11 protein-coding genes and 1 pseudogene are annotated in these 9751 nt (G+C 69.7%); 7 read left to right on the top strand and 5 right to left on the bottom strand.

Annotated features, from left to right (window positions below):
• Positions 1 to 402: NUDIX domain-containing protein (locus ACWD35_RS40730; RefSeq protein ID WP_451356391.1), on the top strand; the 402-nt coding region annotated here is incomplete at its 5' end.
• A 102-nt stretch (positions 403 to 504) separates the two neighbouring features.
• Positions 505 to 1596 (top strand): integrase core domain-containing protein, encoded by a 1092-nt coding sequence (locus ACWD35_RS40725; protein ID WP_451356394.1) that lies wholly within the window; start codon positions 505 to 507, stop codon positions 1594 to 1596.
• Positions 1597 to 1610: 14 nt separating this feature from the next.
• On the opposite strand, the gene ACWD35_RS40720 is transcribed toward ACWD35_RS40725, so the two are convergent.
• Together ACWD35_RS40720 and ACWD35_RS40715 are read right to left on the bottom strand one after the other, a co-directional pair.
• A complete protein-coding gene (locus tag ACWD35_RS40720; RefSeq protein ID WP_451356390.1) occupies positions 1611 to 2024 on the bottom strand; it encodes a site-specific integrase in 414 nt (137 codons plus the stop codon).
• Positions 2025 to 2201: 177 nt separating this feature from the next.
• Positions 2202 to 3104, bottom strand: a complete 903-nt coding sequence (locus ACWD35_RS40715) for a transposase family protein (protein WP_451356389.1) — start codon at positions 3102 to 3104, stop codon at positions 2202 to 2204.
• 174 nt (positions 3105 to 3278) lie between these two features.
• Here ACWD35_RS40715 and ACWD35_RS40710 point away from each other — a divergent pair, with 174 nt between their 5' ends.
• Positions 3279 to 4433, top strand: coding sequence for a pentapeptide repeat-containing protein (locus ACWD35_RS40710; RefSeq protein ID WP_451356393.1), 1155 nt, complete (start codon positions 3279 to 3281; stop codon positions 4431 to 4433).
• 929 nt (positions 4434 to 5362) lie between these two features.
• Here the strand turns inward: ACWD35_RS40710 and ACWD35_RS40705 are convergent.
• Positions 5363 to 5582, bottom strand: a pseudogene (locus ACWD35_RS40705) (dihydrofolate reductase family protein); the annotation flags it as partial.
• A gap of 55 nt (positions 5583 to 5637) precedes the next feature.
• Positions 5638 to 6489 (bottom strand): alpha/beta fold hydrolase, encoded by an 852-nt coding sequence (locus ACWD35_RS40700; protein ID WP_451356388.1) that lies wholly within the window; start codon positions 6487 to 6489, stop codon positions 5638 to 5640.
• Between the two features lie 104 nt (positions 6490 to 6593).
• Here ACWD35_RS40700 and ACWD35_RS40695 point away from each other — a divergent pair, with 104 nt between their 5' ends.
• A complete protein-coding gene (locus ACWD35_RS40695) occupies positions 6594 to 7460 on the top strand; it encodes a helix-turn-helix transcriptional regulator (protein WP_451356387.1) in 867 nt (288 codons plus the stop codon).
• Positions 7461 to 7575: 115 nt separating this feature from the next.
• On the opposite strand, the gene ACWD35_RS40690 is transcribed toward ACWD35_RS40695, so the two are convergent.
• Entirely contained in the window at positions 7576 to 7962 is a 387-nt protein-coding gene (locus tag ACWD35_RS40690; RefSeq protein ID WP_451356392.1) for a MerR family transcriptional regulator, read from the bottom strand.
• Between the two features lie 132 nt (positions 7963 to 8094).
• Here ACWD35_RS40690 and ACWD35_RS40685 point away from each other — a divergent pair, with 132 nt between their 5' ends.
• Genes ACWD35_RS40685 through ACWD35_RS40675 form a run of 3 tightly spaced genes read left to right on the top strand, consistent with a single transcriptional unit; the run spans position 8095 to position 9531 of the window.
• Positions 8095 to 8760 (top strand): class II aldolase/adducin family protein, encoded by a 666-nt coding sequence (locus tag ACWD35_RS40685; protein WP_451356386.1) that lies wholly within the window; start codon positions 8095 to 8097, stop codon positions 8758 to 8760.
• The gene (locus ACWD35_RS40680) at positions 8757 to 9197 is read left to right on the top strand and encodes a carboxymuconolactone decarboxylase family protein (protein ID WP_451356385.1); all 441 of its coding nucleotides are present in this window, start codon (positions 8757 to 8759) and stop codon (positions 9195 to 9197) included. The genes ACWD35_RS40685 and ACWD35_RS40680 overlap by 4 nt, the downstream gene beginning before the upstream one ends.
• Positions 9151 to 9531 carry a hypothetical protein gene (locus ACWD35_RS40675; protein WP_451356384.1) on the top strand — a complete coding sequence of 127 codons (381 nt, stop codon included), beginning with the start codon at positions 9151 to 9153 and terminating at the stop codon, positions 9529 to 9531. The genes ACWD35_RS40680 and ACWD35_RS40675 overlap by 47 nt, the downstream gene beginning before the upstream one ends.
• Positions 9532 to 9751: the final 220 nt, after the last annotated feature.

The following is a 9751-nucleotide window of genomic DNA, read 5'->3' as shown; positions in this document are numbered from 1 at the left end:
GTCCTCGACAACAGGCGCGGGCAGCTGCTGCTCGTCGCACACCGCAAGGCGGGCCTGTGGCTGCCGGCCGGAGGACACGTCGAGCCGGGTGAGGACCCGTGGGCCGCGGTGGTCCGCGAATGCCGCGAGGAACTGGGCATCAAGGCTGTGGCATCACCCATCACCGGCGAGCGTCCCCTCTTCCTGACCGTCACCCGAACCTGGGGGCAAAGCGCGCACACCGACGTCTCCCTCTGGTACCTCCTCAACGCTGACGCCCCCACCATCACCTCCTACGATCGAGGGGAGTTCAACGCAATCCGGTGGCTGACCGACGAACAGGTGCTCGATGAGCCGGCCGGGCTCCTGGATCCCCATATGCACCGCTTCACCCGCAAACTGCAGCACTGCGGGTGCCGATAAATCATCCGTCCAGGTCCGGCGATTGATCGCCGATCTCCGGCCGCGCCTCCCTACACCCTGTTGTCTCCATCTGCGCAGGGCATCGACGGCATCATGATCTTCGTGCTGCTGCGCCTTGCGTATCTCGCCGTGACCCACACCTTCGCGTTCCTGCGCCTGTTGTCGATGAGCGACAGAGAGAAGGACGTGGAGATCCTGGCGCTGCGGCACCAGCTGCTGGTCCTGCAGCGCCAGGTCGGCAAGCCCACGTTCACCGACACCGACCGCGCTGTCCTCGCCGGCCTGCTCCACCACCTCCCCATGGACAAGCTGCGACACCTTCTGCTGCTGGTCCGCCCGGGCACGCTCCTGCGCTGGCATCGCGACCTGCTCAAGCGGCGCCACGCTGCGACCTGCGTGCCGAAGCGCCGCGGACGTCCGCCGACCATCCGGTCGATCCGGGCCCTGGTCGTGCGTCTGGCGCGGGAGAATGCCTCGTGGGGCTACCGGCGGATCCACGGAGAGCTCGCGGCACTCGGCATCAAGGTCGCCGCCTCCACCGTCTGGGAGATCCTCAAGGAACACGGCATTCCACCCGCGCCCGAACGGCAGAGCACCACCTGGGCCGACTTCCTGCGCAGCCAGGCAGAAGCGCTGCTGGCCTGCGATCTGTTCGAGGTCCGCACCCTGACCGGGGCGCGCCTGTACGTCTTCGCGGTGATCGAGCACGCCACCCGGCGCGTGCGGATCCTGGGCGCCACCGCACACCCGACGGCGAAGTGGATCGTGCAGCTCGGGCGCAATCTCCTCATGGACCTCGAGGACGCGGGCAGCAGGGCCACGTTCATGATCCGCGACCGCGACTCGAAGTTCACGGCCGCTTTCGACGACCTGCTGACCGACGCCGGGCTGACGGTCGTCACCACCGGCATCCGGATACCGCGGATGAACTCCCTCATGGAGCGCTGGATACAGACGTGCCGACGCGAGCTGCTGGACCGCACCTTGATCTGGAACCAGAGCCACCTGCTGCACGCGCTCCGCGAGTTCGAGACCTTCTACAACTGCCATCGACCGTACCGAGCCCTGGGCCAAGCCGCGCCGCTGCGCCCATTGCCTGCACCGATCAACGTGCCAGAGCCGATCCGGCACCTTGAGGTCCGCCGACGAGACCGGCTCGGCGGAACCCTGCACGAGTACCAACATGCCGCCTGAGCAGGCCGGATGATTTATCGGCACTCGCAGTGCTCGTAGAACTGCCGAGCCGCCGGGACCCCCGTCGTGATGGCCTGGTAGCGGTAGAAGCTCAGTACCGCGGTCAGGCCGACGTCGACGGTGCTGGCAGCTGCGGGTTTCTCCGGCCGCAGAGCGATGACTGTCGGGTCCGAGCCGCGGTTGCGTAGACGCCGTTTGAACGAAGCGGGGTCGTCCGCGCTGACACAGCGCCAGTCCAGGTCCTGGTCCTCCATCATGGACCACCAGGCTGCGAGGCCGTGTGCGTAGAGTCGCACGGTGTTCGGCGAGTAGTCCTCCTGCCGTAGGTACTCCAAATACGCCTCGACGGGTTCCACGACCCGCCACTGCCGGTCAGGGACGACGTAGGTCACCTCGTCGCCGATCGCAACACGCTGCCGGACTGCCATGGCGCCGACCGTAGCCACTTCCCTGAGGTGCGGGATCCCGGTCGTCAGCGACGTCACCGTCATGGGCGAACTACACCGGATAGTGCAGCGAAATCAGTGTGAATCGGCTGCGGAGTTACAACCTTGGGAGCGATTGAGTTCGGGGCGTGCTGGCCTGGCGGGTTGGCTGGTGGGTGATCAGCAGGCGGCCTGACGGGCGAGCACCAGTTCCGTGCTCGCCTTGCGGCGGGTTGTCCGCCGGGCGGAGCGGTCAGAGACCAGGGTGGCGATCGCGAGGTGGGTCTCGGCGTAGGTCTCGCGGCGGCCGGTGAACCGCTGCAGGGGCCGCCACTGCTTGTACTCGGCGTTGGTGTGCTCCACGCAGATCCGCGCGGAGGACTGGCGGCGTCGCTGCTCGCGCCAGGCGTGGTGCTCGCCCAGCGGCGCGTCGTCCTTCGGCTTCTTCGGCGGGGTGCTGACCTGGCTGGGGAACTCGTTGGCCAGGCCTCGGTAGCCCTCGTCGACCTCGGCCTTGACCTTGGGGTGCCGATGGAACTGCTCGGCGATGCCCTCGGTGCGCACGGCGGTCTGGTCGTGCATGCGGCCTGGCCGGATCACGCCGCTGAACAGGGTGCGACCCTGTGGGTCACTGAAGGTGGTGGTCTTGATGGTGTTCTGTTTCTTCTTGCCGGAGACGAACGCCTTGCGGCCGGGGCGGTGGGCGCGGGGGCGGCGGACCTGCACTTCGGTGCCGTCGATGCGCAGGTCAACGCCCTCCGCGCCAGCGTAGGCGAACAGGTCCTCCAGCGTCCGCAGCCGCACCCCCGGCCGGTCCGGGATGGCGAAGCCGCGGGTCGCCAGCAGTGGCCGGACCTCGCGGATCGCTCCGGAGACGGTGGAGCGGTCCACTGCGTACAACTCGGCCAGCGCGGCGTGCGGGATCCCGAGCCGCAGGTGGACCAGCGTGACCAAGAGCCGGTCGACGAAGACCAGGCGCTGCCTGGGCCCGGCGCCGGCCGCCCGCCTTCGGTCTCCGCCACGCCGCTCGTGTTGCGCCGACTCCCGCGCGGCCTGCCACCGGGGCGCGAGTTCTTCGAGCAACTCGCCGAAGTGTGCGCGCGAGATGCCGGACAGGGCAGGTTGGGAACAGGCCGCACGGGCCCAGGTAAGCCTCACAACTCATCCAACCCGTACGGCCGTTCTCATGTCACGGGGCGGTGGCGCAGCACTCTTGATCGTCCTCTAAGCGGCGCCTAGGCTCCCATGCCCATGGAGATGGGGGAACCGGACCGCGGGCGGCGGGCGTGGCACGACGGGCTGCTCAGGCGTCGTGTAGCCGCAGGTCTGCTGGCCGGGGCGGGGCTGGTCATTCTGGGTACGATGTTCGTCGTACTGCCGGGGGTGGTGGTCGACCACGATCTCGCCGGGGCGAGCGTTGCCGCGCAGGATCGGCTGAAGGCGGTGAACGATGTCCGTACGACGCTTCTACAGGTAGTCGGCGGCCTGGTCGTGCTCTTCGGCGCGTACGCCACCTGGCGGCAACTGCGAGTGAGTCAGGACGGTTTGCGCGCCACCCAGGAGGGCTATGTCACCGACAGATTCAGCCGGGCCGTCGACCAGCTCGGCAGCGACAAGCTGGATGTGCGCATCGGCGGATTGCACGCGCTGTGGCGGATCGCGGAGCAGTCCGCCCGCGACCGGGAGGCCATCATCTCCATCCAGGCCGCGTATCTGCGGACACACCTGCCCTGGCCACCCGCCGGGCCGGAATCACCGGCGGCAGACGTGCCCATCAACGACATCGCCCCCTTGGAGACTCGCGCCGCCGACGCCCAGGTGGCGCTGACCGCGCTCGGCGTGCTGTGCCAGCACAGGGAGCAGTCCTGGGTCAATCTCAGCATCACCGACTTGCGCCGGGCCGACTGCGACGGACTGTGGTTCCCCGAGGTCAACTTCGACCGTGCCTGCATGGAGGCGGCGGGCCTGTACCACGCCAATCTGACCCAGGCGTCCCTGGTCTCGGTCAACCTGCGGCATGCCGACCTCACGACTGCGATTCTCCGCCGGGCTCGCTGCATTCTGGCCGACCTGCGGGCCGCGAAGCTAGTCGAAACCGACTTGCGTGACGCCGACTTCACCGAGACCGACCTGCGCGAGGCAAACCTGCGCAAGGCCGACGCCCACGGCGCGGTCTTCCACCGCGCCGACCTCCGCATGGCCGACCTGCGCGGCACCGACTTGAGCACCGCCAACCTTGTCGAAGCACGCCTGACCGGCGCCCTGGCCAGCGAGCACACCCGCTGGCCCGCCGACTTCGACCACACGGCCGCCGGAGTCGTCGACAGCGATGACCCCGGCCCCGAGCCCTCGCCCCTACTCCAGCCGCCGGGGATGACGTGGCAGGCACCGCCGCTGCGGTCCACTCCCTGACCAAGACGCGCCGATCAAGACAGCGGCGACCGCGATCCGCCTGACTGGCATCACTCCTCCTCAGCGGCGTCCTGATCGCGCAGGGGCCCAGACCACCAGGCAGACCCGGGAGCTGATATCGCTCCCAAGGTCGTTAGCCGTCGGCGTCGTCAGCGGCAGCAGATCACAACCCCGGACAGCACCTCGTCCCCCTCGAACTCGGCGGCGCGCCGCGCGATCCCGGCAACCTGTGGCCCGAGCCGTACTCCGGCTCCCCGACCGCGCACTCCAAGGTCGGAGTGGAGACGAGGCTGAAGGACGCTGTTTGTGCCGGCGCCGTCACCCTGTCCGTCGCCCGCAGTGCTGTCAGGACCAACTGGACCACGGTCCTGCAGGTCACCGGAATCGGCTGGCCCTGTCCACCGCCGGGACATGCAGGCCCCACGGGCTTCATGGCCCGGCAGAAGTGTCCGGAGGTTTCCCAACCACCTTTGAAACAAGGCCGGTTACCGGGGAAGTTCGGCGGCGTGGTGGATGGTGGCCCCTGGCACCGGCTGGGGACGTTCACGAGTACCGGCACTGCGGACTCACGCGCCCCGAGGCAGGTCGGGGAGGGTGAAGGATTACCGGCGGAGCCTGGTCATGCCGGGTCGGTCTGAGCCGCGGTCGGCGATGGTGGCCAGTGTGAGAACCCCGTCGACGTCGATGTCGTCGTTGTCGCCCTCGGTGAGCAGTGCGGCATCCAGGCGGTTGAGTCGGACGGACTGCCGGCCAAGGGAGGCCGCCCCTTGAAGTAGCACTGCGAGCATGCACGTTCCGGCTTCCGGCCGTGCCGTGACGCGGTCGCGCACGATCCGGACCCGTGCCGTTGCCCGCACGCCGACCGCGAGCTGATGGCCCGGCTCGACCGCGGACGCGAAACGCCCGTGCCTTCGTAATGAAAGCCTCGGCATCGCGTCGTCGGGCGACGGATCCCGGTCGGCGGTCTCCCAGTACAGCATCGTCTCGTACGGCCGCCCGCCGCCCGGGCAGGTGGCCGCCGGCCTTGCGGAACTCGGCGGTGACGAAGCCGAAGACCTCGTCGTCGGGCGCCGTCCGGCGGAAGTCGCCGTCCGGGCCGGCGATGTGGCCGTCGAGCGTAACGCTCATCGAATAGGTCACGCTGCGCAGGGGACGTCCTCCTCGGTGGCGGCTTCGACGTACGGCCGCCGGGACGCGTCGTGCCTCAGGAACCGAGCACCGCGCGGATCCGTTCCGCGGTTGCGCGCGGGCGGAAGACGTATCCGTTGTGGCCGCCGGGAAACGTCTCCAGGCGCGTGCCCAGTTCGCCGGCGAGTATCGCGGCGCACGTGTGCGGCCAGACGTGGCCCGAGTTCTCACCGGCGGCGGGCACGATACGGGCGGGTGAGCCCTTGAGCGCGGCCACGTCGAGGACGTGCGCCCTGATGGCCGGCATGTCGTGCGTGAGGAGGACCTCCGCGTTGCGCAGGTGGTCGGGCCCCGGAGCGCGTGCCGGGACGTTCGGCTCGCAGTCGTTCGGGTCGATGTCGATGTCGGCTGCGAACCTGCGCATGGCGGGAGCCGCGCCCTGCGCCCTGAAGGTCTCCTCGACGGTGAGCAACTGCCCGAGGGCGAGGGCGCGCCCGGGTTCGGGCAGCAGGTGCGTGACGGGCGGTTCGTGCGCGACGAGCGCCGCGACCTGCCCGGGGTGCCTGAGGGTCAGTTCCAGCGAGATCAGGGCGCCGATGCTGGTGCCGTAGACGAGTGCGGGTTGCGGGGTGAGGGCGCACAGCAGGCGGGAGACGTCGTCGGCGTGGGTGGTGAGTGTCGTCGCGGGGGCGTCGGTGGTGCTCCCCGACAGGCCGCGCCGGTCGTAGGTGAGGACGGTGTACCGGTCGGCGAGGTGGCGCGCGAGCGGTTCGTTCGCGTCGAGACCGTGGTGGCCCCCGGCGACGAGCAGGAGCAAGGGGCCCTCGCCGCGGACGGCGTAGCGCAGTCGCGCGCCCGGCACTTCCAGCACGGATTCCCTCATGATGCGACCACCGATCTTCTCGTCGGACAGGCCTTGGACGGCCATGTGCCGATCGTGCCGCCGCCGGCGGCGCCGCGGGAGCGGAGCGCTTCCCCTAGGACCGGGGGTCCCAGGATGCGCTTTCAGGACTCCGATATCCTGAGAAGGACATGACACTGAACCGTCCCGATCTCGCCGATTTCCTGCGCCGGTCCCGGGAGCGGCTGACGCCGCGCGACGTCGGGCTCGTCGAGGGGCCGAGGCGGCGGACCCCGGGTCTGCGTCGCGAGGAGGTCGCGATGCTCGCCGGGATGTCGGCCGACTACTACATGCGGCTCGAACAGGCCCGCGGCTCCCAGCCCTCGGTCCAGGTGCTCGCCGCGCTGACGGGTGCGCTGCGGCTGACCGAGGACGAGCGGGACCACCTGTACCTGCTCGCCGGGCACCGCCCGCCGGAGGGCGCGCGGGCCGGGGAGTACCTGCGGCCGGGCCTGCGGTACCTCCTCGACCGCCTGGACGGCGTGCCCGTGCAGGTGGTGAGCGATCTGGGCGACCTGCTGGCGCAGAACGACCTGGCGCTCGCGTTGTTCGGGTGCGTGTGCACGGTTGCCGAGGAGGATCGCAACATCGTGCTGAGCTGGTTCACCGACCCCGGCGTCCGCGGTCACTTCGCGGTCGAGGAACACGAGGTGCAGGCCCGGCAGTTGGTCGCCGACCTGCGGGCCGCGACGACCCGTCGCGGCCACGACGCGGCGTCCCGCTCGCTTGTGACGCGGCTGCGGGGCGTGAGCGCGGAATTCACGGAGCTGTGGGACCGGCACGAGGTCGCCGTGCGCAGGTCGCACCCGTACCGGCTCGTGCATCCCGACCTGGGCAGGATCGACCTGGACTGCGAGGTGCTGGCGACGCCCGCGGCGGACCAGCGCCTGCGGATCTTCACCCCTTTGCCCGGTGGCACCACGGTGCTGGACGAGTTGCGCGTGCTCGGCCCGCAGCACCGGCACGACACCCACGCGGCGGGCGTGACCGCACCGTAGGTCCCGGGACCGCCTGTGCCGGTTGCGGGTTGCACTGCCACGACGCGGCGCCTGGCCTCGATGGGCGTTGCCGCGAAACCGGTACTTCGCAACCAGCCAGGCCCCCTCACACAGTTCACGGCGCCGGATCCGGCGTCTGCCACGCCGCCATCTGCTCTCGGAACTTCGGGCATCTGACGATGTCCTCTTCGCTGCATTTGAGGGCATGGGTCAGGAGCTGATGGGCGTGGTCGAGATCGACCAGGCGCTGCTCGATCTCGGTGATCTTGGCGCGGATCATCGCCTCTCTGCGTGGCTGCTCCCGCTGGAACTCGCTGATCTCGACCAGGGTCAGCCCAGCCTGCTGGCACTTGCGCAGCACCGTGATCCGCTCGGCGGCCTCCGGCGGATAGCGCCGCTGGCCGCTCTCACGCTCGGGCGCCGGCAGCAGGCCGTGGCGCTCCCAGTACCGGATGGCCGAAGCGGGCACTTTGGTGATCTCGGCGAGCCGGCCGATCGTCATGCGCACGTTCCGCTCCTCCTGCTCCTCGTCGATCCCGGCATTTGACTTAAACCTTAGTTCAAGTTGAAGAGTGGTCGGCACGTGGACAGCGGCGAACGAGCGGCCGCTGGCAGCACACTTGGGGATGCCGCTATGAGCGACACATACGTACGGAAAGAGCGGGCCGACCAGCTGGTGGAAGCCGCGGAGAAGCTCTTCGCGGCCGGGGTGATGTCCCACTCCGGGCACGCCAACCTGAGCGCCAGGCTTGGCGGTGAGCGCCTTCTGCTGACGCCGGGGTTCGTCCGCGGCCTGCGGCCCGAACAACTGGCGACCGTCGGTTTCGACGGGCAGGTCCTGGAAGGCGAGCTGCAGTCCGTCAGCGCCGAGATCATCGCCATGCACAGCGCCGTGTACAAGGCCCGCCCCCATGTGGGCGCGATCATCCACACCCACTCGCCGTCCGCGACCGCCTTCGCCGTGGCCCACCGGCCGCTGCCCTGCCGCACCGAGCCGATGCTGCGCTTCGGACAGGCCGAGGAGGTCCCCGTGGTTCCCTGGGGACCTCGCGGATCGGACGTGTCGGTGCGCGGTATCGCCGACGTGCTGGAACGGTGCCCGACGACGGCCGCGGTCCTGCTGGCCAACCACGGCCTCTTGGTGTTCGGCCCGGATGCGGCGGCCACCGCCCACCTCGTGGTGGCGATCGAGGAGAGCGCCGAAGCCGAGATCGCCGCCGCGGCGATCGGCGGGGCCGTGGACTTCCCCGCGGGCGCCCAGGAGGCCGTGCGCGCCGCGATCGCGCGGGTCAGGTCATGACGGACGACACCCTCGCCTCCCGTACGGAGGCCATACGCGACCGTTACCGCTCCACCCTCGCAACCGTTCCCGGCGGGGTTGAGGAGAGGCTGCGCCTGGCCCAGGAGTTCGGCCGACTGCCGACCGAAGAGGCGATCGCGGCACTGCGCCACATCGTGCTGACCGACAATCCGCTGGGAGCGCGAGTGCAGCAGCTCGTCCACTTCGGGCAGCTGCTGGCCCTTGGCCGGGCACACCCCGCCCGGATCCACGCCCAGGGCGCACTCCACGCCGGAGCCGGCATCGCCGACCTCATCGGCGTCGCCGAGACCGCGCTCATCACCGCGGGCGTGCCGGCGTACGCACTCGGCACCGAGATCATCGCCGAACTCCTGCCGCACGGAGACGACGGTGAAGAGCGACCATCGGATCGTGCGGGCGGCCCGGTCCGACTCTGAGACAGAAGTCCGACTCGGCCCCGGCCGGCGCCGCACCCGGCCACGCCGGGCCCGCGGAGCCGGCCGGGCTGCCGCGCGGTCCCGCATCTTCATCTGGCAGCACATCACCAAGCTCACCCTGGAGGAAGTTCAGCAGGTCATCCCGCTCTGCCATCCGATCTGGGCGAGAACCGATCCTGCGTACATCGCCTTCACCGACCGTCACGCGGCACAGGGCTACTTCCGCAACCGGGCCCGGCTCACCGCCCACACCATGACCGCACTTGAACGAACAGGCCGAGACCACCCGGACCAGGAAGTGCTCCGCTGGGCCTTCAGCAGGCTGGGCAGCTGACACCCCCGGCAAGCGAGCAGCTCACCCTCGCAAGGCGAGGACGCTGTTGCTGGCTCTTGACGAGGCGTCACCCGGATTCAGCGGTCGGCGACAGCTGTCAGCGACCGGTCTTTCTGCGCAGCGATTAGGGCTGTGAGCTGGGATTGTGCAGATGGACTGATTGGCCGACCGTTCTTGATCACCCAACGAAGGTGGGCGTGGTGGGCTGTGTCTGCCTGTT

This window comes from Streptomyces sp. NPDC002671 (assembly GCF_053592475.1).
The sequence above is the reverse complement of the archived record's forward strand: the minus strand, read 5'-3'. Positions and strand labels throughout refer to the sequence as shown.

Excerpts from the sequence above, each read along its gene's own strand:
- ACWD35_RS40680 (WP_451356385.1), top strand. The coding sequence starts at position 8,757 with ATGACGGACGACACCCTCGCCTCCCGTACGGAGGCCATACGCGACCGT.
- ACWD35_RS40695 (WP_451356387.1), top strand. The coding sequence starts at position 6,594 with ATGACACTGAACCGTCCCGATCTCGCCGATTTCCTGCGCCGGTCCCGG.
- ACWD35_RS40685 (WP_451356386.1), top strand. The coding sequence starts at position 8,095 with ATGAGCGACACATACGTACGGAAAGAGCGGGCCGACCAGCTGGTGGAA.
- ACWD35_RS40710 (WP_451356393.1), top strand. The coding sequence starts at position 3,279 with ATGGGGGAACCGGACCGCGGGCGGCGGGCGTGGCACGACGGGCTGCTC.
- ACWD35_RS40700 (WP_451356388.1), bottom strand. The coding sequence starts at position 6,489 with ATGGCCGTCCAAGGCCTGTCCGACGAGAAGATCGGTGGTCGCATCATG.
- ACWD35_RS40690 (WP_451356392.1), bottom strand. The coding sequence starts at position 7,962 with ATGACGATCGGCCGGCTCGCCGAGATCACCAAAGTGCCCGCTTCGGCC.
- ACWD35_RS40720 (WP_451356390.1), bottom strand. The coding sequence starts at position 2,024 with ATGGCAGTCCGGCAGCGTGTTGCGATCGGCGACGAGGTGACCTACGTC.